This is a genomic window from Vibrio rubrogenes (assembly GCF_059641415.1).
Map to the genome: position 1 here is coordinate 87459 of NZ_JCARSY010000010.1, position 25394 is coordinate 112852.

General features: G+C 46.8%; 21 protein-coding genes. 2 read left to right on the forward strand and 19 right to left on the reverse strand.

Features of this window, described 5'->3' with window-relative positions; translation table 11 throughout:
* Window positions 1–19 precede the first annotated feature (19 nt).
* The 3 genes from AC55NX_RS09690 to AC55NX_RS09700 all read right to left on the reverse strand — a co-directional run bounded on the left by AC55NX_RS09690 (window position 20) and on the right by AC55NX_RS09700 (window position 3108).
* Entirely contained in the window at window positions 20–808 is a 789-nt protein-coding gene (locus AC55NX_RS09690; protein WP_496995538.1) for a carbohydrate ABC transporter permease, read from the reverse strand.
* A gap of 29 nt (window positions 809–837) precedes the next feature.
* A complete protein-coding gene (locus AC55NX_RS09695) occupies window positions 838–1605 on the reverse strand; it encodes a carbohydrate ABC transporter permease (protein WP_496995539.1) in 768 nt (255 codons plus the stop codon).
* Window positions 1606–1782: 177 nt separating this feature from the next.
* Window positions 1783–3108, reverse strand: a complete 1326-nt coding sequence (locus AC55NX_RS09700; protein ID WP_496995540.1) for an extracellular solute-binding protein — start codon at window positions 3106–3108, stop codon at window positions 1783–1785.
* A 509-nt stretch (window positions 3109–3617) separates the two neighbouring features.
* Here AC55NX_RS09700 and AC55NX_RS09705 point away from each other — a divergent pair.
* On the forward strand, window positions 3618–4217 hold the full coding sequence (locus AC55NX_RS09705; RefSeq protein ID WP_496995541.1) for a GNAT family N-acetyltransferase: 600 nt from the start codon (window positions 3618–3620) through the stop codon (window positions 4215–4217).
* Window positions 4218–4235: 18 nt separating this feature from the next.
* Complete coding sequence (locus AC55NX_RS09710) at window positions 4236–5330, forward strand: ABC transporter ATP-binding protein (protein ID WP_496995542.1); 1095 nt, start codon at window positions 4236–4238, stop codon at window positions 5328–5330.
* Window positions 5331–5404: 74 nt separating this feature from the next.
* On the opposite strand, the gene rraB is transcribed toward AC55NX_RS09710, so the two are convergent.
* From rraB to hypF, 16 genes are all read right to left on the reverse strand, one after another.
* Window positions 5405–5824, reverse strand: coding sequence for a ribonuclease E inhibitor RraB (rraB, locus tag AC55NX_RS09715; protein ID WP_496995543.1), 420 nt, complete (start codon window positions 5822–5824; stop codon window positions 5405–5407).
* 37 nt (window positions 5825–5861) lie between these two features.
* On the reverse strand, window positions 5862–7313 hold the full coding sequence (gene tldD / locus AC55NX_RS09720) for a metalloprotease TldD (protein ID WP_496995544.1): 1452 nt from the start codon (window positions 7311–7313) through the stop codon (window positions 5862–5864).
* Window positions 7310–8143 carry a carbon-nitrogen hydrolase family protein gene (locus tag AC55NX_RS09725; protein WP_496995545.1) on the reverse strand — a complete coding sequence of 278 codons (834 nt, stop codon included), beginning with the start codon at window positions 8141–8143 and terminating at the stop codon, window positions 7310–7312. Before AC55NX_RS09725 ends, tldD begins: the two co-directional genes overlap by 4 nt.
* A complete protein-coding gene (locus AC55NX_RS09730) occupies window positions 8140–12084 on the reverse strand; it encodes a YhdP family protein (protein WP_496995546.1) in 3945 nt (1314 codons plus the stop codon). Before AC55NX_RS09730 ends, AC55NX_RS09725 begins: the two co-directional genes overlap by 4 nt.
* A gap of 19 nt (window positions 12085–12103) precedes the next feature.
* On the reverse strand, window positions 12104–13573 hold the full coding sequence (gene rng / locus AC55NX_RS09735; RefSeq protein WP_496995547.1) for a ribonuclease G: 1470 nt from the start codon (window positions 13571–13573) through the stop codon (window positions 12104–12106).
* A gap of 20 nt (window positions 13574–13593) precedes the next feature.
* Window positions 13594–14163 carry a Maf family protein gene (locus AC55NX_RS09740; protein ID WP_496995548.1) on the reverse strand — a complete coding sequence of 190 codons (570 nt, stop codon included), beginning with the start codon at window positions 14161–14163 and terminating at the stop codon, window positions 13594–13596.
* Window positions 14160–14648, reverse strand: a complete 489-nt coding sequence (mreD, locus tag AC55NX_RS09745; RefSeq protein ID WP_496995549.1) for a rod shape-determining protein MreD — start codon at window positions 14646–14648, stop codon at window positions 14160–14162. The genes AC55NX_RS09740 and mreD overlap by 4 nt, the downstream gene beginning before the upstream one ends.
* Window positions 14638–15525 (reverse strand): rod shape-determining protein MreC, encoded by an 888-nt coding sequence (gene mreC / locus AC55NX_RS09750; RefSeq protein WP_496995550.1) that lies wholly within the window; start codon window positions 15523–15525, stop codon window positions 14638–14640. Before mreC ends, mreD begins: the two co-directional genes overlap by 11 nt.
* A 57-nt stretch (window positions 15526–15582) precedes the next feature.
* Window positions 15583–16626 (reverse strand): rod shape-determining protein, encoded by a 1044-nt coding sequence (locus tag AC55NX_RS09755; protein ID WP_038185732.1) that lies wholly within the window; start codon window positions 16624–16626, stop codon window positions 15583–15585.
* Window positions 16627–16804: 178 nt separating this feature from the next.
* The gene (gene csrD, locus AC55NX_RS09760) at window positions 16805–18793 is read right to left on the reverse strand and encodes an RNase E specificity factor CsrD (RefSeq protein ID WP_496995551.1); all 1989 of its coding nucleotides are present in this window, start codon (window positions 18791–18793) and stop codon (window positions 16805–16807) included.
* A 358-nt stretch (window positions 18794–19151) separates the two neighbouring features.
* Window positions 19152–20201, reverse strand: coding sequence for a hydrogenase nickel incorporation protein HypB (gene hypB, locus AC55NX_RS09765; RefSeq protein WP_496995552.1), 1050 nt, complete (start codon window positions 20199–20201; stop codon window positions 19152–19154).
* Window positions 20194–20544: a hydrogenase maturation nickel metallochaperone HypA gene (gene hypA, locus AC55NX_RS09770; protein ID WP_496995553.1), complete on the reverse strand. Its 351-nt coding sequence runs from the start codon at window positions 20542–20544 to the stop codon at window positions 20194–20196. The genes hypB and hypA overlap by 8 nt, the downstream gene beginning before the upstream one ends.
* Window positions 20545–20553: 9 nt before the next feature.
* A complete protein-coding gene (gene hypE, locus AC55NX_RS09775; RefSeq protein WP_496995554.1) occupies window positions 20554–21555 on the reverse strand; it encodes a hydrogenase expression/formation protein HypE in 1002 nt (333 codons plus the stop codon).
* 6 nt (window positions 21556–21561) lie between these two features.
* Window positions 21562–22716 (reverse strand): hydrogenase formation protein HypD, encoded by a 1155-nt coding sequence (gene hypD / locus AC55NX_RS09780; RefSeq protein WP_496995555.1) that lies wholly within the window; start codon window positions 22714–22716, stop codon window positions 21562–21564.
* Window positions 22717–22720: 4 nt separating this feature from the next.
* Complete coding sequence (locus AC55NX_RS09785; RefSeq protein ID WP_059123331.1) at window positions 22721–22972, reverse strand: HypC/HybG/HupF family hydrogenase formation chaperone; 252 nt, start codon at window positions 22970–22972, stop codon at window positions 22721–22723.
* Between the two features lie 66 nt (window positions 22973–23038).
* Window positions 23039–25318 (reverse strand): carbamoyltransferase HypF, encoded by a 2280-nt coding sequence (gene hypF / locus AC55NX_RS09790; protein ID WP_496995556.1) that lies wholly within the window; start codon window positions 25316–25318, stop codon window positions 23039–23041.
* Window positions 25319–25394: the final 76 nt, after the last annotated feature.

Below are 25394 nucleotides of genomic sequence, written 5' to 3' on the forward strand. Positions count from 1 at the left end.
ATTCTCTTTGCTTCCTAGATTATTTCACCGCACCCTCAGTGACACCACTAATGAATTTTCTCTGGAATATCAAAAATATAACAATAAGAGGAAGAATAACGATCATGGCACCGGCCATCAGAACAGGGATGTTGATGGTATTCCTGTTCTGGAAAAACATCATGCCAATCGGTAGTGTTCGCAATTCTTCCTTATTCACTAATACCAACGGGATGAGGAACTCATTCCAAGTCCAGATAAATAGCAACAACCCCAACGTTAATAAAGTGGGACGAATAGCCGGCAACAAAATTTTCCACAAAATAGTAAATCGTGGCGTGTTATCCATAACTGAAGCTTCAATAAGCTCTTTTGGTACCTGACTGAACGCCGTTGCTATCATCAAAGTACTAAACGGAATTGAAAGTGCTATCTGAGGCAAAATAAGTGCTAAATGGGTATTTATCAGTCCGAGCCAGTGCATTTCATGATACAGCGGAATCATAAATGCCTCAGAAGGCAAGACCATGCCAAGTGCAAGCAACAAAGCAAGAAAAGGCTTCCCGGGCAACTTCAAAAACGCGAATGCAAACCCCGATAAAGTACCAAGCGCCATACTGGCAATCACAACCGGAAATACGATCAAAAGCGAGTTCACAAAATATGTTTTAAAGTGTCCTTCCTGCCATGCAGACACATAATTGTGAAAGCTAAAATGCTCTGGAAGAGAGAAAAAACCTTGCAACATTTCCGATTGAGACTTAAACGATGCCGATAGCACCAATAAAAACGGTGCGATGGTCAAAATGGCAAAAAACCACAGTAACATGCGAGATAACATGGGGTTATTCGAGGTCATTAATGTCGCTCCCTAAGCACAAAATGCAGAAATCCATTTACCGCAAATACAATCGCCATACTGACTAAGGCAACGGCAGAAGCATAACCAAAGTGGTGCAAATCAAACCCCTGCTGGTACATATACATATTCGTAATTAAAGTTGATGTTCCCGGACCACCTTGGGTCATCACATAGATCAGATCAAACGCTTTCAAACTGGCAATAACGGTAAGAATCAAGGCAACACGGACTTCTGGCAGCAATGCCGGCAAAGTAATACGAATGAATTTTTTCCAGTGCGTTGAACCATCCAGTTCTGATGCTTCGTGAATTGACGGATCCATCCGTTGGATACCCGACATAAAAAGAACCAAACAAAAACCAAAGAAATACCAAACCGCAACAAAGCCAGTCGCCGGAAGTGCCCAATCAAAATCCCCAAGCCAAGCTTTAGCCATTGATGGCATACCAATATATCTGAAAAATTGATCAATCGGCCCAAATGCCGGGTTATAGAGCCAGCGCCAAACCACACCCAGCACTGCCATCGGCATAATATAAGGCATGAAAAACAAAATTCTCATCATGGTGAGCTCTTTTTTATTTTTCAATTCATTGAGAAAACTACACAGTATCAGCCCTAAGCCAATCGGTATAACGGTGTAAAATCCCATCAGTTTGACATTGTTACCGATCGCTATCCAAAATTTCGGATCATTGAAAATCCCGATGAAATTTTGCAGACCGACATACACGGGATGGCTACCGCCATCCCATTCTGTCACGCTAACACCTAGTGAGGTCATCAGTGGAAATAAAAGAAAAACGCAGTAAATAAACAATGAAGGTAATATATAGAGCGCATTTCTTGTAATAGAACGGTTGAGCATGGTCACAATCCCTGTACGACAAGAGGCTGGCTCGTAAGCGCCATGCGCTTACGAGCCTCACTGAGATAAAAACTATTGGCGAAGAGACTTCATATAGCTTTGGTAATTTTCATCCAGATGACTCGACAGTTGCTGTGGCGTAATTCTGTCCGCCATTAACATCTGTACATTTTCATTAAGCGTAGCCAGCATACTTGGAGTAGACCAGTCAACGTAGTGACCCAGTGCATTGTCCTTGTTCACTTGGACCCAAGTCGTATAAATATCACCAAGCAATTGATTATCTGCTGGTAAAACGACTTTATCAGCTTGAGCAGCAGGAAGGAAACCGTGGCTTAACCAATTCGCTGCCACTTCGCTTGAAACAAGATAATCGATAAACTTCGCAGCAGCTTGTTGCGCTTGCTCGGTGTTAGCGGTAGAGGTAATTGAGAAAGGTAAATCCGTGCCACCGACCATTAAAGGTTTGTCGACGCCGTCAAATTGAGGCATGCCAATGAAATGAATATCTTTGTTCGCTTTAAATTGACCGGAGTACCAAGTGCCGCTGATGAAGAATGCCGCTTGACCATTTTGAAATAACGTTGCTGCGTCATCCTTACCAATCCCTTGGAAACCCGGGAAAAAGTAACCTTTTTTATGCCAGCTTTGCATCAACTCAGCGGCATGTTCAAGCGCTGCATTTTTAAAAGTACCGCCTTTGCCGTAAATAAGCTTATCCAGAGACTCACGTTTGCTGGCATCGATCTGGCTTTCCCAGATAGCACTTAACATTTGTTGTCCGGCGTTACCATCAAGTAACCCAAGTATGATTGGAGCGATACCTTTTGCTTTGAGTTTAGCCATATCCGCTTCAAATTCAGCCATCGTTTTTGGCACGGTAAGGCCGGCTTGATCAAGCAAAGCTTTGTTATAATACAAACCTATCATTTCGCCCAGACAGGCAACGCCATACAACTCGCCATCACCAAACTGACCACTTTTTGACCAGCGATTACGTTTTAAAATCGATTCAGGGAAGCGAGTTGTCCAGTGGTAAGTTTTGTCAAGATCGTCCATCGGTACTAACAAATTTTGCTTAACCAGAGCGCCCATATCGCCAACCCCTTGGTTAACCTGAGCAATCTGAGGACCGTCACCAGAGGCCAGTGCAAGTTTTAGCGGAATACGCATATCGGCAAAAGAGTGGATCGAACGTTCAACTGTAATGTCCGGATTCTGCTTGCTAAAGTTTTTTATCGCATCTTGAATCACAGCCGATTGATTGGGGTAGTTATATATATCCCATGTATCTACAGTCGTTTTGGCTTGAGTCGAAAACGTCAAGCCTGACATAACAATTGGGGCGATTAGCGCACATATTTTCTTACGGTTAAAAAAGGGGAATTTACGATCCATGTGGAATCTCCAATAACACAACTCATCATTTCACTAGACGAACCAAGCCTCACTTCCTGTACAAGTTTTCGCCTAACCCACGAATAGACTTACTTCTTTTTGTAAACAAAGTAAAGTTTTATTTCATAAATGTTAACAAAACTGTCGTTACGTCAAACTATCAATCAACCAAGTGAGCATTCGATTTATAGCGCCTTATCCGCACTTCCATCCCCCGATTCCCGACAAAAGTACCCCATCTTAAAATAAACATATAACTTATTGTTAATTTGAACTTTTTGTAATATTCAAAAGAAATAAGTTCGGTTTCATATCAGAGCCAACGCTTAAAATCACATCGCTTCCCAGAGAATTTTTCATTTGAAATACCCGTTTGAAAATGAACAAAATTTCGCCACAACGCACTTTGCATCTCCGTAATTAAATCTTGCTTAATGTTTTTATTTATTATTTACTGAGAATTAAGTTGATTGATATTCACTCATAAAGTACAGGAAAGGAGTTCTGTAATGTCAACCCGCTGTTTTATTCGCCAGGCTCGCGTAGAAGATGAAGAAGCCCTTTATCAAATTTGTCTTAAAACCGCTAAGGCAGGTGATGATGCCAGTGATGTCTATAGCGACCCTCACTATCCCGGTCAGCTATATGTGGTGCCTTACGCTCGTTTTGAACCCGAATTAGCATTTGTCCTAACCTGTAATGAACAAGTGGTCGGCTACGCCGTTGCTACTTCAAATACCCGGCGATTTGAACAGACTCTGGAAAATAAGTGGTGGCCGGCACTGCGCCGGGCGTACGCGCACCGCGAAGAACAAAAGCCATTTGACAATAAAGTACTGAATCAAATTCGTCATCCTCATATTGCTGACCAAGAGCTCGTATCAAAGTGGCCTGCCCACCTGCACATTAACTTACTTCCTCAAGTACAAAGTGGCGGATGGGGAAGTAAACTCATCAGCACTGTGGTTGATGCTCTTCAGAAAAAGCAAGTCCCCGGGGTTCATTTAGGTGTGAGCCTACAAAATGAAAAAGTATGTGAATTTTATAAAAAACAAGGATTTACCCATATCATTCGCAGTAACGCGATCTATATGGGCCGCAAACTGTAATGCATAGGAAGGCAGAAAATGGCAAAGCTTGAACTTATCGGCATTAGAAAAAGCTGGGATAATCAGGAAGTCATACACGGCGTTGACTTAAAAATCAAAGATGGCGAATTTATTGTATTTGTCGGCCCGTCAGGATGCGGAAAATCAACCTTATTACGCATGATATCCGGACTAGAAAGCATCAGCGAAGGCTCTCTAGTGATCGGTCGCAAAGAAATGACGAATACCCCAGCGGCGAATAGAGGCATTGCAATGGTATTTCAGTCATACGCACTGTATCCCAATATGTCAGTCCGTAATAACCTCGCTTATCCGCTCGAAATGGCCAAAGTACCTAAAACAGAAATTGAACAAAAAGTTGCTGAAGTGGCAAAAACGCTGCATCTTGAACCAATGCTTGACCGGCTCCCCAAAGCACTTTCCGGGGGGCAAAGACAGCGTGTGGCGATTGGCCGAGCCATCATCCGCGAGCCTGACATCTTCTTATTTGACGAGCCACTCTCTAACCTTGACGCTGAACTACGCCTCCAAATGCGGATTGAGATAGCCAAACTGCATGAATCTCTGGGGACAACCATGATCTATGTCACTCATGATCAGCTTGAAGCGATGACGTTAGCTGATCGCATTGTCGTGCTTCGTGATGGAAGAATTGAACAAGTTGGCTCACCACTTGAGATCTACCATAACCCGAACAATATATTTGTCGCCGGATTTATTGGCTCACCAAAAATAAACTTACTTCCGGCAGAAGTGGTCAACGCCTACGAGGGCCAAATACAAGTTCGCGTCCCTGCTCTCGGGCTTGATCACCTTATTTTTAGTCTGGAAGCTCCGGTGAACGAAGGCCAGAAAATTTCTATTGGTTTCCGACCAGAACACATTATTGACGACACCAATGATATCGCAGATAGTCAAGTATTTAAGGTGCCTGTGGCCTATAGCGAGCATCTTGGACATACCAATTACCTTTACCTTAATGTGGGTGAAGAAGATATGTTTGTTGTTGAATCACGCCAAACTGAAGCTATCGCCAATCGTAAGCTAGTCGCGTTTGCTGTCGATCCGCAAAAGGCACTGCTATTTGATGAAAACGGTTTACGGCTTCGCTAATGTCTCGGCAGGTAATCACAATACATAAAAAAACCAGCGATCACTCGCTGGCTTTCCATTCTTATTGGTCTTCCTTATTCATCATCTTCTTCATCGTCGTCAGGATAAAGGGCATCTTCCCCTTCGTAGTAAGTTCCCCAACCGTCATAGATGATGTCGTACTTCTCAGCCAGATGGATTAACTTTTCAGCCTGCTCATCAATGGCTTCGGCATTCAGGGCTGACTGCATCGTTGCATCACAACAAAACAGCATTTGCCCGTCTTCTTCATCTTCAACTTCTTCGGCTTCCAACACCTCAAAGCCCATTTTAAACGCTTCAACGGCGGCTTTTTCAAGCTGCTCAAATGTCTCCGCAAACAGGTGGTGTTCTATCTCATACAGCGCTTCGGGATCACTGCCATCTTCGAGGAGTGCCGCAATAATTTCTCGGGTGTCTTCTTTCTGTAATTCGATCAACGACTCAACAGAAACATAATCGTCTTCATGGGACATGTTCATACTCCAGCTTGATATTGAAAAATATTGATGATTAATCCGTCCCACCAACAGTAATTGCATCGAGTTTGAGAGTTGGCTGTCCGACACCGACAGGTAAACTTTGTCCGGATTTACCACACACGCCAACCCCTTTATCAATTTGTAAATCATTGCCGACCATCGAGACTTGTTGCATCGCTTCTATCCCGGAACCGATCAATGTTGCCCCTTTGATGGGGCGTGTGATTTTGCCGTTTTCGATCAAATAAGCTTCAGATGCCGAAAACACAAACTTTCCGGAGGTAATATCCACCTGACCACCACCAAAGTTTGGGGCATACACGCCTTTCTCAACCGTTGAAATAATTTCTTCCGGTGTATGCTGACCGGGAAGCATATAGGTATTGGTCATCCGTGGCATCGGCAGATGCGCATAAGACTCCCGGCGGCCATTGCCGGTCGGTGCCATTCCCATCAGGCGTGCATTGAGTTTATCTTGCATATAGCCTTTCAGCACACCATTTTCGATCAGGACATTATACTGCCCCTGAACCCCTTCATCATCAATATTCAATGATCCGCGGCGATCTTTTAACGTGCCGTCATCGACGATGGTACAAAGATCCGAGGTGACCTTCTGCCCGATCTTACCGGAAAATACGGAAGATCCTTTGCGGTTAAAATCGCCTTCAAGCCCATGCCCGACAGCTTCATGTAATAATACGCCCGGCCAACCGGCCCCGAGAACCACTGGCATAGTCCCCGCCGGTGCGGCAACGGCTTCTAAATTGACTAAGGCTTGTCGAATCGCTTCATCAGCAAATTCATAAGCGACGGCCATGCCGTCACGCTCAGTCAGAAAGTAGTCATAACCGACCCGGCCACCGCCTCCGGCACTGCCTTTTTCACGACGATCGCCTTTTTGTGCCAATACGCTAATCGACAGTCTGACTAACGGGCGGGTATCGCCGGCATATGTACCGTCAGTGGCAGCAATCAAAACTTGCTCATAAACACCGCTCAGGCTGATCGACACTTCCTGTATCAACGGTTCTTTGGTACGGATATACGCATCCAACGCTTTCAGCAATTCAGTCTTCTGTTGCTTTTGCCAGCTATCAAGCGGATTATCCATGCCATAATAATCTTGGGTATTTCTGCGGGAAAACGGCCGAACCCGTTGCTGTCCTGTCTGGCCTTGTTGCGCGATCCCTCTTGCTGCTGTCGCACTCTGTTGCAAAGCATCTTCTGTCAACTGATCCGAATAAGCAAACCCGGTTTTTTCACCACTGACCGCCCGGACGCCAACGCCCCGGTCAATATTGAAAGAGCCGTCTTTAATCAACCCATCTTCCAGAACCAGCGATTCATGCCAACTGGACTGAAAATACAGATCCGCATAATCGATCTGCCGGGCCATCATATTCGACAACGTTTGCTCAATGAATTGTTCAGAAAGCCCGGTCGGATGAAGCAGTGCTTTTTCTATATGTTCAATTGTCATAATTTGCTCTTCTGTTCCAAAAACTGATTGCTAAATCTTGTATGAGATAATACCGGCATTGAGGTTCTCACCTGAGCTAACAAATCAAGATCAATATCAGCGACGAGTGTCGCTGCAGTTTGCGCCAGACTTGCCACGATCTCTCCCCAAGGGTTGATGACCATCGAATGTCCCCAAGTCTCCCGACCTCCCTCATGAACACCGCCCTGATTGACAGCAACCACCCAACACTGGGTTTCAATCGCTCGGGCTCTCAGGAGTATCTCCCAGTGAGCCCGTCCGGTCACAGCGGTAAACGCGGCCGGAACCAAGATGATCTGGGCACCTTGCTGGCGTAACATGGAGTAGAGATTAGGGAAACGTACATCATAACAAATCGAAAGCCCCAACTCACCAAACGGTGTTGACGCCAGCCGGACTTCCGAGCCGGGAAGGAAGATATCTGACTCGCGATAATGTCGGTGTCCATCTGCCACATCGACATCAAACATATGCAGCTTATCATAAGATGTGACGAGCTGACCGTCGGAGGAATAAACCAGCAAAGTGGTGGTCACGCCCTGTGGCGTTCTCACCGGAAAACTACCGATGACAAGCCAGACTGAAAACGCTTTTGCAATCCGGCTAAAAGCATCCTGTAAAGGACCGGTGCCCAAAACTTCAGCATGATGATGATAGTCCTGTTTAGAACCGAAAACGATGGCATTTTCCGGCGTCACAATCCACTCAGCCCCCTGAGCAGATAACGCTTCAACCTGTGACTCAATCCATCGAATATTGTGCTCCGGATCAGGTCCGGATGTCATCTGAATTAAACCGACTCGGCTCATTGGGTCGCTCCTTGTTTATGTTGCTGTACTTCTTCGCGTAATTTTTTCGGTAGTTTGAATTCACCTTTACTCCGGGAAATTTCTTTCACGACAGGCTTATCAATCGGCCCTTTCACTTCATAATTGACTTCCGTGAAAACCTCAACCACCGGGGAGATAACCGTCGTGATTGCCAACACATAGAGGGCTGTCACTGGGTTGACGGCAAAAGCACCGAGAACGGGAATGCCAGACGTCATATCAGGAACAAAATGAACTTCAGCATCAATAGTCTTCGCGTTCAGGTCAACCATACCTTTAATGGTCATATTGCCAGCCAAAGCATCCATCTCAATATTATTGGTCACGAACACACCCTGTGATATTTCTCCGCTCCCTTCAATGGAGTCAAACGCCATCCCCTGATCAAATACATCACTGAAATCGAGCTGCATCTTACGAATAATGGAATCTAAACTAAACAATCCCAAGAAACGTGCCGCACCACTGACATCGGAGATACTGCCTTTACCAAGTTTTGAGCTGACCGAACCTTTGAGTGTATCGACCTGAGCAGCCCATGGAGCGCCATCCCATGCCATCTGCGTCTTGATCGAGAACTGTGCATTCTGAATCCCTGATGTGATTCCGAAACGCTCCATCAGATCACTATTGTTATCACCTTTCAAATCCATGTTTAGCACAGTATGGGACTGTTTCCCATCCAGTGTCCACTGACCATTGGCATGAATTTCATTACTGCCGCTGACGATATCAATATTCTTCCATGACAGCACTTTTCCTTGCCGTTGGAAATCCATATTCAACCGACCGACTTTATACCCCTGAAACCAGAAATCTTGGATCACTAGTGTCAGGTTTGGCATCAACTGATGAAACTGACGATCAAAATTGGTAATACTGCGCTCGTTCTGTCGAGATTCATCAATAAACAACGAATCGTGCTCTTTCCGGTTTTCTAACGCAGGGATATACAGATGCAGTTGATCCAACGCGACACTCAAATCATAAGGTGCAATATAATTGGCTTTCCCCTGAACTTCTTGACTCTGAATATTCATTCGCCAGCCAAAACTTTTATGCCGGGCAAGAAAATCCACATCATGCCATTCCAGTGTTGCCAGTGTCAGGTCTTTCACCTGAATTTCGATATGATCCGGTATCGGCAGCGGTGGTATTGACGCCGCTTGACTGGTACTGCTTTTCGGTGCACCGGAGGATGCCTCTTCCGTGGCCAGCAATGCAATCCATTGATCAAGATCGAAATGATTCAAACGGATTGTGGCTGAATGTCCGACAATCGGACTCACTTTAAAACTGCCGTTGCCGAAAATCAGGTTGGTTGCCGTGAGTATCGGCTCGGATTGTGTCACATCGATTTCCGTCTGATACTTGGCATGAGGCACCTGAATCCGGGCACTAATCGTTTCCTGATTGCCGGAAATTTGTAATACGGCTTTCCCTGGCTCCTGACTCTTTTTATTTAACGGATAAGGATACTGACTGGCAATTGCTTTCAAATCTGTGTTCAGGTTTGCCTGATAAGAAAAACCAATATCATTGAGCTGAATATCAACCCCCATTTTCCACGGTGCATGGCCGGAGAGCGGTGCAATCCATTTTTGACCGACATAAGATGCCAAGGGCGTGACTTCCCAATCGCCGACCGTATCAATATGAACATTGTATCCTTTGCTACTGCTTTCTCCTTGAAAATCCCATAAGACCGGCTGACCTAACATTTCTCCCTGCAACGCTGACGCGGTCACCACATCATTATCAAAACGAATACGACCGGAAACTTTGCGTAAATCAAGTGAGGGGGACTGAATATCAACACGATTGTTCTTTAGATCTGCCCATCCCCATGCTCTCGGCTCTCGGTGGCTTTCAAAGGGAATGTTGAGCTGAAACTCAGATTGGATATTGCCGTTCACCTGCACGGTGGTTAATGCGGCACCGACCGAATTAACCAATGGGGTCGATGTCATAAAATCACGCAATGCGTTCCCCTGGGCTTCCGCTCTTGCTTCAATTTCAATATGTCCCGAATTGATTAAAGCCGGAATCCGTCCGGTTATGCGTAACGCGTTGACATCCATCAGATGTGCCTGTCTCGAATCCAGATACATTGATTCATTCTGAAATAGCAGATTCACCTGTAAATCGGTTAAAGGTGGCCATGCGGTATCATAACTGAACCGGGCATTTTTTAACCCGACCCAAGCCTGAAAAATACCGTCATTGTGCTGATAAGGAAAATCGTTCAGACGCCCGTACCACAGTATCTTCGCTGTCTTTACCTCCCCGCCCTGAATGGCAGTCGACAGGTAATCTGTCAATTCATCGCCAAGTGCACGGACCGGCAAATAGCGCCATGTTTCTCCGGCCTGAAACAGATCGACTTCGGTATACAGTGACAGTAACGGGCTCTCATCATGAAAAAAATCCAGTTTAAATTGACCGACGGTCTGTAAATCAGGTGTGCGTACGGTCACATGATCTGACCATAATGACCAGCCATCAGCAGTAGACTGCCAGACTAAATTGACCTGACCTTTTTGGATAATCAGCGGTGCCTGAAACACATCACTGTAAGGAAGAGTGTCATCATCCAAACGGGCCTGAATCACAGCTTTATCGATATTGCCACGAATACTCGCCTGAAGATGATGAACTTCCGGCAATAAAGACCACTGCTGAATTGCTCCTTCGGCAAGTTGTGCTGAATATTGCCGGATACCCTGCATATCACCGGCTAAGCGAATATCATGCAACGTACCTTGCGGTTTCAGTTGTGCCAACATGCCTTGCAGTTGCTTGGACAAAGGCATCCGTTTGATCAGTGGTACTAATGAACCGATGTTGATCTCACCGATATTCATCAGCCAGTGATCAGGCTGCCATTTCATTAAAAAGTTGAGTTCCGGCCACTGAATCTCATCCGTTTGTAATACGACAGACTGCGCCTGAATCACCATGCCGTCTTGCTTCGGAATCAGCCGGAAGATCCCTTCCTGCATATGCAAACGGTGCTGTTTACCCGGAGCTGAGTCTGAATGTTTATTGGATAAGTCCGACCAGAACAGATCGGAAGGACGGACCTGCACATAGCCATCTTTCGGGGTATTGTGTTCGAGCGTCAACCAGCCATTAAAACTGACCTGAGCACTATGAATGCCGGTCTCTTTTTTCAGGTACTGAGTCAGCCACGGACCAACGCTAATATTGTCCGAACTGACATAAAACTGGCCAGAAATATCATGGAATGAGTCAAAATCCTCAAAGTCTGCCCGAACAGAAAGAGAGTTAATACCGGTATTAGTGACACTCACCACGCCTTGAGCCTGATGACGACGGCCATTGTTCTGCCATTTCAGTCTGGCAATTTCCAGCTGCCGGATATCACCAGAGATCGAGCGATAACGAACGGTCGAGTCCAGCACCGAAAAATCATCGAGCTGACGCAGAAAAATATTGTCCAGATGACGAATGGTTTCCAGTTGTGCTTTTTTTTGCTCGTCCCGGTCAAGGGAATCATTGGGCGACGATTGAAACAGATCAACCGAACTGACATCCAGCTTCGACTGGTGAATGACTAAATTTGCAATCACGGGCTGCCCCTGCAGCAGTGATTTAAATAAATCGAATTCAATATCAACCTGATCGGCTGCAAAATGAATATTCGATGTATCGGGTAAATGCGCTTGAAATCCCGTAAAAGAAAGAGAAGGATGTCGATTACGCCAAAATCCTTGTATATCCTTCACAGAAAACTGAATTTCAGCCTGTCGGTTCATCCATTCGGTCATTGGTATCTGATACTGATTCATATGAGGTAAAGCAATTCTCAAAGCTGAAATCAGAATCGCAAGCAAAACCAACAGGCTTAATAAAAGCCATAGTAATGTCCGTACAAGACGAGAAACTATAAAACGCACAATACCCTACTCAGTTAAGTCACATCATGACAACATCAAACTGCTCTTGGACATACAAATGTTCCGCTTGAATCCGCACCTGTTTGCCAATAAAGACCTCAAGCTCTGCCAACGCATGAGACTCATCCCCCTGTAAAGAATCAGCGACCGCTGGCGAAGCATACACGACAAATTTATCCGCATCATAAGCACGGTTCACCCGGGTGATTTCACGCAAAATTTCAAAACAAATGGTTTCAACAGTTTTGACTTGTCCACGTCCTTCACAGGTTGGACAAGTAGAACACAACACATGTTCAATACTTTCTCGCGTTCTCTTACGTGTCATCTCGACCAATCCCAGATGCGTAAAGCCATTGATATTGGTTTTGACCCGATCTTTACTCAGTGCCGTTTCTAATGAGGTCAGTACGCGAGTCCGGTGTTCTTCTGAGACCATATCTATAAAATCGATAATAATGATGCCCCCCAGATTGCGCAGGCGAAGTTGACGGGCGATCGCTTGGGTGGCTTCAATATTGGTATTGAAAATCGTCTCTTCCAGATTGCGGCGGCCGACAAAGGCACCCGTATTGATATCGATGGTAGTCATAGCTTCCGTTTGGTCGATGATCAGATAACCACCTGATTTCAGTTCAACCTTACGTTCCAGAGAACGTTGGATTTCATTCTCTGTATCATACATATCAAAAATGGGTTTATCGCCTTCATACAACACCAATTTCTCGGTCAGTTCCGGCACATATTCAGAGGTGAATTCTTTGAGGTTTTCAAACTCCAGACGAGAGTCTACCAGAATTTTAGTTAAATCCGTTCCGACGAAATCTCTGAGAATGCGCTGTGACAGTCCCAGTTCACCATAAAGGGTGGTCCGCGTTTTATACTTTGCCCGCCGCTCCATGATCTTGCTCCACAAGCGCTTGAGAAAAGCGGCATCCTGAGAGAGTTCTTTCTCATCAGCACCTTCTGCGGCAGTACGGATAATAAAGCCTCCCAATTCATCACAATAATTAGCGACGATATTCTTGAGACGCTCTCTTTCGCACTCACTTTCAATCCGTTGAGAAACACCGACATGACTGGCGCCGGGCATAAACACCAGATAACGGGAAGGCAGTGTGATATCCGTCGTCAGGCGAGCCCCTTTGGTACCGAGCGGATCTTTAACAACCTGTACCACAATATCTTGTCCCTGACGGACAAGTTCAGAGATATCGCGTACCTGAAACTGCTGCTTTTCATTTTCCGCCACACATTCAGTGTGGGGAACAATATCCGAAGCATGGAGAAAAGCGGCCTTATCCAGACCAATATCAACGAATGCAGCCTGCATTCCGGGCAACACCCGGCTCACTTTTCCTTTATAAATATTTCCGACGATACCGCGTTTTGCATCTCGCTCGATATGGATTTCCTGAAGGACGCCACCCTCAATCATCGCAACGCGACTCTCACTCGGAGTTACATTCAACAACAACTCTGCACTCATGAGCGCACCTCAATTTGATTTTATAAAAATTTATGCAAGAGCTGGTCAGTTTCAAATAACGGTAGTCCGACAACGGCAAAATAACTACCTTCAATCCGAGTTACAAATTTTCCACCCAATCCCTGAATACCATAACTGCCAGCTTTATCACACGGTTCGCCCGATTGCCAATAGCGTTCTATTTCATTGTCTGACAACGGTTTAAACCATACATCAGTGGTTACAACTATCGTGTGTATTTGTTGGGCATCAGTTACCGTCACTGCGGTCATGACCTGATGGTTTCGCCCGGAAAGCTGTAAGAGCATCTGCCGGGCATGTGTAAAACAGGTCGGTTTTTCGAGAATATGCTGATCAACTACCACAATCGTATCAGCCCCTAAAACAACCGCTCGCTCAGACGTCGCCATGTGCAGACCCGCGATTGCTTTTTCCCGGGATAATCTCGACACATAGGCTTGCGCTGATTCATAGGCCTGATGCTCTTCTGCGACTTCAGGTAAAATAATCTCGAACGAATAACCTAGCTGCGTCAGGAGCTCTTTTCGTCTCGGGGAAGCGGAAGCAAGATAAAGTATCCGGTCGTTCATCGGATATTCCAGTAGCGTCTCACGCGTCTCAATAGCAGGAAGAGCCACGGCCACAAAATACAGCTAATGACCCCGCCCCATAAAGAGAGCGCATTGAACTCAGCAGGCCGGAACAAAAACTCTCCACCCAGAACCATAACGTCAAGCGCAATTGTCAGTAACCCAATTACGATCGACTGCTGCCATAATGCCATATTACGCAGAATCAAAAAATTCATCGCGACAATATACACAATAATAGACAACATCATGCCACGGATCCCCAAGGTTGATCCGAGAATCAAGTCCCAGAGTAGTCCAAGCACCAACGCTGTACCGACATTCACACGGTGCGGCAACGCAAGTACCCAGTAACAGAGAATCAGTAAAATCCATGAGGGGCGCAATAGCTCAAGCGCCCCCGGCCACGGGATCGTCTGCAAAACGAGCGCACAGAAGAAGGATATCCAGATCACAACATGTCCTTTCAGGACTTTATTGGCCACGCAGCTGCTCCTTATCCAATGTATCCGTTAAAGACTGGCGGGCTTTCTGTTGTCGATCCTCGTTCGGCCAGACCAGCAACAAATAACGTAAGCGATCAAAATCAACCACCGGGGTTGCTTCAATGACGGCAAACTCGCGACGTGTGTCTTTATCCACTTTGGACACTCTGGCGACGGGATAACCTTCCGGATAAATGCCTCCCAATCCTGAAGATGCCAATAGATCCCCCACTTCGATATCGGTACTACTCGGAATATGTTCCAGTTGAATATATTCCGACTGGCCATTCCCGGAAGCGATCACCCGAATATCATTGCGTAGATCCTGAACAGGAATTGCACTATTTGCATCAATCAACAGTAAAACCCGACTATTATGAGCTGCCACAAAAGTAACCTGACCGACAATCCCTTTTTCATTAATAACGGGCTGGCCTTCATAGACGCCATCGGTCCGGCCTTTATCAATCACAACTTGGTGGGTATAAGGTGAGGTATCGACCGCCATCACTTCCGTGACCATCTTCCGCTCATCCCGAACAAAAGACGATCCCAGTAATTTTCTTAAGCGCTGATTTTCTTCTTTATACTGATTGAATAAAATCAAATCACTTCTGAGCGTCAACACTTCTTGTTTCAGACGTTGATTGGATTCCAACAGCGTTTGATGACTCTGCATCCGCTCGTATAAACCGTCAAATAAAACCCGGGGAAGGTCCGCAGCATACTGAATCGGTGCAACGAAACTATTGAGAAAATAACGTACGTGAGAAAAAGTATTTAAACGACTATCAGCCAGCATGAGACTGGCTGATAATACAACGGCAAAAAAAAGACGTAGCGAAAGAGATGGACCTCGCCCAAAAATTGGCTTCATGATGACAATCCCGTTTTGCAGCGTCTCTTCATCTCAAACAATGACACAAAGATGGCACTACTCTTCACTAAATAAATCACCGCCATGCATGTCGATCATTTCTAGCGCTTTACCACCGCCTCGGGCAACACATGTCAGTGGGTCATCGGCAACCACAACGGGAATTCCCGTTTCTTCGGTCAGCAGACGATCAAGATCTTTCAGCAGTGCACCACCACCTGTCAGCACCATCCCATTTTCAGAAATATCTGATGCGAGTTCCGGCGGACATTGCTCTAATGCAATCATCACGGCAGAGACGATCCCAGTGAGAGGCTCCTGAAGTGCTTCCAGAATTTCATTCGAGTTCAGTGTAAAACTACGCGGCACACCTTCTGCCAGATTACGACCACGAACTTCGATTTCCCGGACATCGTCACCCGGATAAGCCGTACCGATTTCATGTTTAATCTTTTCGGCAGTCGCTTCACCAATCAAACTACCGTAGTTGCGACGAACGTAATTGATAATCGCTTCATCAAACCGATCACCACCAATCCGTACTGAAGACGAATACACGACACCATTGAGAGAAATAACCGCAACTTCAGTCGTCCCGCCACCGATATCAACCACCATTGAACCGGTCGGCTCTGAAACGCGAAGACCCGCACCGATAGCAGCAGCCATTGGTTCATCAATCAAATAAACTTCACGGGCACCGGCACCTTCTGCCGATTCTTTGATCGCACGCCGTTCAACCTGAGTTGAACCACAAGGGACACAGATCAACACCCGAGGGCTCGGTTTAAGAAAACTATTGTCATGGACTTGTTTGATAAAAGTTTGCAACATTTTCTCAGTGACGTAGAAATCAGCGATAACACCATCTTTCATGGGGCGAATTGCTGAAATATTCCCCGGTGTTCGTCCCAGCATCTGTTTCGCCGCATGTCCGACGGCAGCGACACTACGACCACCACGCCCTTTATCTTGGCGAATTGCTACAACGGAAGGCTCGTCAAGGACAATACCTTGTCCTTTGACGTATATAAGCGTGTTGGCAGTCCCTAAATCAATCGATAAGTCGTTTGAAAACATACCACGAAGTTTCTTAAACATATTCTTCGTTCATCCTGCAAGAAAATTGAAGATTAAAATTCCGTTAAATGTACCAATGCCTTGCTGTCACAGCAAGATATTGACACCGAAACATGGACAGAAACACGCAATTTCTAACAGATTTCTTACTCAGGGCTAAGATTCCGCCTGAAATAGCACCGAATCTTAGCCTGTTCTGTCAGCGCTGAGTGTGTTTCGTTTTCCAGCGTTTCCGTTTCCCCGGTTTAATATTGGTTACCCGAGGCTTGGGAATCCATTGAGATTCGATATCAAATAACCGTCCCTGAACGCCACTGACGCCCAAAGACTGAAGAATTTTCCATTCACCTTCAGATTCAACACCGACGGCGATAATTTGAGTGTCCGCGCCACGGCAGACACCAACCATACTCCGAACAAACAACTGATTCTCGGAGCGTCGTTCAATACCTTTTACCAGACTACGATGAAGTTTCAGATAGTCAATTTTGAATTCTTTGACGTAATGCGTGCTGACGATAGTACGTCCGACCTGTCCAACCACAATCTGGCAATTGAATGCAGCAATCATTTTTAACACCGGTCGCATATAGTCAAGGTGTTTCACTAAATGACTTTCCGTAAACTCAAAACAGAGCCGCTGACGATATTCACGAGGCAGTTGCATCAGCAAATTCCTGAACCAGATAAAATGTGTACGCTGAGCAAATGAGGTGACATATAAATTGATTGAATATATATCAGTCCCTGAGCCTTCCTCCCGAAGGAATCGCACCACGCGATGACAGGTTACCCGATCCAGCACCATTTCATAGCCAACGGTCACAATCGCTGAGATAAACCGGGATGTTTTCATGAATCCCTGTCCCGGTTCGGGAATTCTGACAAAAAGTTCTTTATGGATAACCGAGAGTTGGTTATGACGGGAGATGACATAACAGTCCTGTTTGAATAAACATATTTTCTCTTCAGTCAGGTTATGTTCAAACAAACTACGCCAGCGAACGTTACCTCTTTCATCATCGACCGGTTTAACCTTGTTAAAGCGGCTCCACGCGTTGACACCTTCCAATTGAGCCGTTTTTAATGCTGTCTCCACCTCATCAATAATTCTCCCCCACTGTTCTCCTTCGGTGTACATCGTGATGCCGATATGACACCAGTTACTCGGTTCCAGTGGCAGAGGCGGACTTAACCGCTCAATCCCTTTCAAACACTGGACAGCAACTTGAGCCACTTCCTTCGAATTTTGATGGGGGATCAACACCGAGAAAACGGTGTCATAATAACGCGACAGAATTGCATCCGGATAACGTTGAATCACATTCGAAATACATTCCCCGACCTGAACGACCAAATGATCAAATTCCGATTTATCCCGCCCATCCAGCTCTTCAAGCTGTAGCATCAGGACACCGCCTCGCGCATCATTTTCGAGTAAAGCCGCTTCCAGCTTGCTATCAAATAACACCCGGTTGGCAGCCCCCGTCAATTGATCTAAAAATGTCTGCGTGCGGATAAATGTATCAAAACGACTTCGTTCCTGTCGGGCATCTTGAAGTTCTTCAATCAGTCGGTCAAGTGCCTCACTTGCGGTATAAGGCCACTCTTTTTCATCACCCTTTGCATAACGTTCCACCTGCCCGGCCAGAATCATCCTGCCGCGCTCTTCAAGCAATTCAGAACCAAGCAGTTGAGCCTGTAACCATTTCACCCCTCGTAGCAGACACACCACAATCAGAATCACAGCGAAGGTTGTCGACCACATTGCACTGAAAGAGTACGTAAAGCCGATATAGGGCGGGACCGCCTTAAAGTGTAAGGAGTAATCCTGATTACGTTTCAGACCAAAATGAGCATGATACAATCGGCTCTCCTCAACTGAAGAGGTTGTATCTTTAAATCGGTACACGACACCGGCTTTCGAAGTGAGCGTCATTTCAACGATGTTACTGGCATGAAGTAACTTGGGAACCCAGCGCTGCATAGAATAGGCAGCATCAGGTTCTTCCAATTCTTTATCAATGACTTCAACCACACCATACAGGTAATGATTGAGATATTCATGTCCCAACCGTTGAAAAGAAAGGGTTCCGCCAATAAATAAGATAAAAATCGCCCCGGTCACAATCATAGTGACTACCGCAACCAGTCGGGTGCTGAGCTTGAGCGTTGGCGTATATCTCATGAATATCAAATCCTTTTATATTCATTGAAAATTGAACGGGCTTCATTCAGGATACAACGAAATCATGTCATATGACGGCGAATCGTATAACACAATCAAAAATAACAGGAAAATATTGACCCTCTCTGGGGGAACAATATATACCTGAACCGAAGCATCCAAAAGAACACCTTCATTCTCTTTCTACGCGCAAGCCCGATTTTATTCTACCTGTTCTTTCCTTTTCTCAGATAAGTTCCCCCATTTCATCAATATATCAGTCGTAATAATGGTTTTTATCAACTTTAGGCCCACTCATGTGGCGCAACGTAAATTTGAGACATTCCTCCAATAAAACATCACATCAATCAACGCACAATCAGGATGCGAGTTGCTTCTGCTGCTGAGTGATCCAGTCAATCCAAGCTGACATCCCTTCACCGGTAGTGGCTGAGATCTTGATCACCCGGATGTTCGGATTGATCTGACGTGCATTGGCAATACAGTCTTCGATATCAAAATCGACGTAGTCCAGCAGATCAATTTTATTCACCAGCATCAACTGAGAAGCAGCAAACATATTCGGATACTTCAATGGCTTATCTTCACCTTCAGTGACAGATAAAATGGTGACTTTATGCCGCTCTCCCAGATCAAAACTCGCCGGGCAAACTAAATTGCCGACATTTTCAATAAACAAAATACCGGACGCTTGCATGTCAAGCTGATGATAAGCACGGTGGATCATCTGAGCGTCCAGATGGCAGCCCTTGCCGGTATTGACCTGAATCGCCGGAACGGATGTGGCCCGAATTCGGTTCGCATCCTGACTGGTCTGTTGATCCCCTTCAATCACTGCACATGGATAGCTCGACTGCAACTGCTTCAACGTTTCAACCAGTAGCGTCGTCTTACCGGAGCCCGGACTCGACATCAGGTTTAACACCAGTTGACCATGAGCTTGAAAATGAGCCCGGTTTTCATCAGCGATGCGATCATTCTGGCTTAAAATATCTTGTTCGAGATGGATCAGCTGACGCTGAGACACCCCTGTGACATGGGTTTGAGCTGCACCTTGACCATAGTGAAGATCCCCCTGCGCCGTGACTGTCGGTTGATGGGGTTCCTCATGGTGATGAGGTTCATGACGGTGCGATTCGTGATGATGTGCTTCATGGTGATGATGCGGCTCATGATAGTGATGAGCAGCAGACTGGTGCACCACTGATGATAACTCATCCTGATGAATATGATAGTGAATATGATGATGGACATCGCCCTGATGACTGTAATGATGATGAATGACCATCGGCTGAGCTTTTGACGGTTCAGCATGAGTATGGGGATGGGCGTGATCATGGTGATGGTCATGATGGTCATGATGATGCTCATCCAAGTGACTTTCGCCACAACCGCAAACACTACACATAAGATTCTACCTCTATTGATTTAATTTTTAATTCTTGTCCGGTTTCAACGATCAACTGATATGAATGACATAACGGACAACCGGTATAATGGGTATCAATATCAACGTGTTGTTGACACGGTTCACACCAAGCTGTGGCTGGAATCATCTCCACCAAAAACTGTGCGCCTTCCGCCAGAGTCTCGCGACTCGCAAACTGCAAGCCCGTCAATAATGAATCCGGTTCAATACAAGAAAGCACACCGATCCCCAAGGTGACAGCCGTCACCCGATGAGATTGGCATTGACGTGCATGTTCTACGACCAGATCAATCGTTTTCAGACTCAGAGATAATTCGTGCATGATTCACTCCTAGCAAATTCGCGGTAACAACTCACCGGCAGGGAAGTCAAGGTAACGGCGGCTCCCCCAAGCAGTATGCAGCACCGGTTTTGCCGGTGATAAAGAGACCGCTTCACCAATCACCGCGGCCTGTGAATTAAACTGACGTAAGACTTCGAGCGTCTGCTGCGCCTGCGCTGCAGGAACTGCGATGACAAACGTCCCTTCATTCGCCAAATCACAAGGTTCAAAGCCACACAATTCACAGATCCCCCGCACAGCATCATCCACCGGGATTTGTGCTTCCTGAATCGCCAGTTGTAATCCACAACTCTGGCACCACTCATTCAACACCGCAGAGAGACCACCCCGCGTTGCATCGCGCATTGCATGGATGTCAATTGAATCGGCTAACAGTGCCTCAACCACCGGCCACAACACGGCACAGTCACTGATGATCGGATGGGCAAGCCGTAGTGATTCTCTGGCCGCCAGAATACAGGCACCGTGGCAACCGATATCCCGGGAAACCAAAATCACGTCCCCTGCCATAATCCGGTGTGCCGAGACATCCGTTTTTTGAATTGCACCGATGCCGGTAGTATTGATGAACACCTTATCGGCTGCGCCTCTGGGCACAACTTTGGTATCACCACAGACGATCTGGGTCTGACCGACAGCCAGCTCGGTTGCCATGGCATCGACAATCGTTTCTAATTCGCTGATGAGCGTACCTTCTTCAATGATAAAACTACAACTCAGATAAGTCGGTTTGGCAGCGACCATTGCCAGATCATTACAGGTACCGGCAACGGCAAGAGTCCCGATATTCCCTCCGGCAAAAAAATGGGGAGAGACGGTGAAACTGTCGGTTGTCATGGCCAACGGGGAAGGAATATTCAGTGTTGCGGCGTCTTCTGCCTGATTGAGAATATCGTTCCCCAACCGCTGCCAAAACAGATGCTGAATGAGATGATTCATCTCAACGCCACCACCACCATGACTCAATTGAACTGTTTGCTGTTTTTTCATGGATGATTACTCCTGAGGCTCAGTATGAAAACCGGCGTAGCGATAATAAGCATTACAGGCACCTTCAGAACTCACCATGCAACTTCCCATCGGCCGACTCGGTTGACACGCTTTGCCAAAGACTTTGCAATCAGGCGGGCTGGCGAGCCCACGTAAAATATCCCCACAACGGCACGCTTTGTGATCAGGCACAGGCTCCTGCGGTAGCAGCGATTCAAACAAAACTTCTGCATCCATATCCGCATACTGTGCCCGGAGCTTCAGGGCGGAGTTCGGAATATTCCCCAGCCCACGCCAGTTAAATGCTGCCCGGACTTCAAAAATATCCGCGATACATGCCTGAGCAACCGCATTGCCTTCAAATGAGACCGCTCGTGTGTATTGCGTCTGCAATGCAGGCTGACCATCAAGCGCCAGTTCGACCAGCATATGTACCGACTCCAAAACATCCACCGGTTCAAAGCCGGAAACCACCACCGGGATTTGATAATGCTGCACAATCGGCTGATAAATCTTTGCACCGGTGATCACGCTGACATGAGATGGGCCGAGAAACGCATTAACCCGGGCCATTGAGTCCGCCATCACCGCATCCATCGCAGGAGGCACCAGTACATGATTAATATGAAAACAGAGGTTGGTCAGTTGTAGACGTCGCGCTTGTTGGACTAAAACCGCGGTCATCGGGGTCGTGGTTTCAAAACCGATCGCGAAATAGACCACCTTTTGCCCTGGATTTTGGCGGGCAATCTCAAGCACATCCATCGGGTCGTAGATCGGCATGACCGAACCACCATTGGCCCGACATTCTGCCAGAGACAAACGAGAGCCCGGCACTCGGATCATATCACCCAAGGTCACCAGAATTACACCTTCGGTCTGCGCCAGTATAATGGCATGATCAATCCGTTCTTTCGGCATGATGCAGACCGGGCATCCCGGCCCATGCACGAAATGTAAATTCTCCGGCAATAATTGCTGGATACCATATTTCATGATGGTATGCGTGTGTCCGCCACACACCTCCATCATGTAGAGCGGCTCCGGCAAGTCACGTGCTTTATGGCGAATCTGTTCTGCCAACCCGCGAATGACCGCCGGTTCCCGAAAACCCTGATACAAAGATCGGACCGAATCTGTCGTGCTTATTTCGTCATTCATCGCTTCACCCAATCCACATCTCATCAGAACCGACCTGACTGATCAGGTCACGATAGGTTTGCAAACTTTCCTTTGCTTCTTGCTGATCAATTTTACTGATCGCAAATCCCACATGTATCAGTAAATGTTCACCAACCTGAATTGGTTCTGATATCAAGTGAGTACTAACTTCTCGCTCGACACCTAATGTATCGACGACAGCGGTCATTCGTTGTTGATCGACACTGACAACACTCGCGGGAATACATAAACACATCACTCATTACTCTCTGCTGTCCGAAGATTCGACCACAAGGCTTCACCATCGGATAATTCTGATTATTCAGCACTGGTGAATGCCATACCAGAGCTGTCCCATCGCAATACCGCTATCATTGATCGGAATCATCGTACCGCTATATATCGGCTGCTTGGTTTCGTCCCAGTTCTGCCACAAGGCATCCATCAACAATCGATTTTGAAAAACCCCGCCACTGACAATGACCGGCAGGGATGGATAACGGCTTGCCATCTGTTGAATCGCCCCGGCCAATGCTTCAATCAACCCTAGACAAGCGTCAGAAATCGCTTCTTGGCTCAGCCAAATTTGGGATTCAATACACCGTATCAATAATGGCTTCCAATCCAGTAGCGACGTCCCGTCCTCCCAGTTCATCTCCCAAGACGGGTCGGGCTGCCCGGCTGACATTGCAGCGGATTCCACCAGTAAGCCGCTTTCGCCGTCAAAATCAGGACGACCGAGCAATGCACCTAAACAAGCCCACGCATCAAACAGGCGTCCGACAGAAGAACACAGCGGAGAATGTTTACCGGACAGCCACAGTTGATGCAGATTAGAAAAGTCATGGTCATCCCATCCCTGAAAGGCCGGGTGTTCCAGCGAGCGAATCTCTTGCAGCGAATAACATTCAAGCAGCATTGCCAGCAGAATTCGGGCAGGTTCACGAATCGCCCGCTCGCCGCCAATCAACCGAAAAGGTCTTAAACTGCCACAACGCTGATAACCTTGAGTATCCGCCAGCAACACTTCACCGCCCCAAACCGTGTCATCATCCCCCATGCCGGTACCATCAAACGCAAACCCTAATACGGGGCCGGTGAATTGATATTCCGCCATTACGGCCAGAATATGGGCATGATGATGCTGCACCTGTAACAGGCAGCCGGATTGGGTTTCCGCAAACTGGGTCGAACAATATCCCGGATGATAGTCACACACCCAATGTGAAGGTTCACATTGATACAGATGTTGAAAGAATGAAACCGTCTGTTCATGGCGTTGTTGGGTATCGAGATCATCCAGATCACCGATATAGGGAGACAACATCGACTGTCCGGATAAGGCCATGGCAATGGTCGATTTTTGCTGCGCGCCCATCGCTATAATCGGTGCGCCCTGATAATCACTGTGATGACTGAATGGCGCGTACCCCCGCGCCATTCGTAGCACCCGCATGGCATTGCCAGCCTGATGAACAATGCTATCGTCACACGGATTGGCAATCGGCCGGTTATGATCCAACACGCCATCCAAAGCCTCGCCAAACAAGCGCAGCACATCATCACCGTCTGTTACTAATGGCATTCCGGACACATTACCACTGGTCATCACGAGAATCGGCTCGCTTCGGTAGCGCCGATATTGTTCAAACAACAGATGATGTAACGGGGTATAAGGGAGCATCACGCCCAAGTAAGGACTGTCACACGCCACTTCAGGGACAAGCTCAGGATGCCCCCGACGCTGCATCAGCACAATCGGTGCGGCACTGGCGGTTAGTGCCTGCCATTCGGCGGGCTCCCCGGTAACATATTGTGCCGCGGTTGCGACATGATCGACCATGATCGCAAAGGGTTTACGCTGCCGGTGCTTCATTTGGCGCAATTTGATAACACTCACTGACGATGTTGCATCACAAACCAGATGAAATCCACCAAGCCCTTTGACGGCGATCACCCCGCCTTGGCTAAGTATCTCGGCCGCTTGCTCAAACACTTGATCATGTTGTGTGGTAAGAGTACCCCGGGCATGACGCAGAGAAACCTTCGGCCCGCAATGGTGACAACTGGTGGGCTGCGCATGATAACGCCGGTTGCTCGGCGCTTGATAAGCCTGCAAACATGACGGGCAGAAATCAAACCCTTTCATCGTCGTGTTGCTCCGATCATAAGGCAGTTGCTCAATAATCGAATATCTGGGGCCACAATGCGTACAGTTGACAAATGGATAGTGATAATAAGGAGAATGTTCATCATTCATTTCAGACAAACACTCGGGACAAATCGATTGATCCGGAGAAACACTGACCGCAACATGCGTTTCACGCTGACTCGGGTGAATCGTGAATCCTTGTATCCGCCTCAAACGCTGGCGCGAACAAGCGACGTGATCCACACGAGCAAGCCGGGGCGGACGTTCTCTCAGCGCCCGAACAAACAAATCGAGCGCATCTTTGCGTCCCTGAACATCAATTTTAACGCCTTCAGAGCTATTCATCACCCATCCGGATAAATGATGCTGAACCGCCAGTTGATAGACAAAGGGACGGAAACCGACCCCCTGAACAACACCGGAGACACAAATAAAATATCGTTCATTCATGGCACAACCAGCCCGGAGAACTGAAGACACTAGAGAACTTAAAGTACTCTAACTTAAGATACTTTTTCGCTTAAGA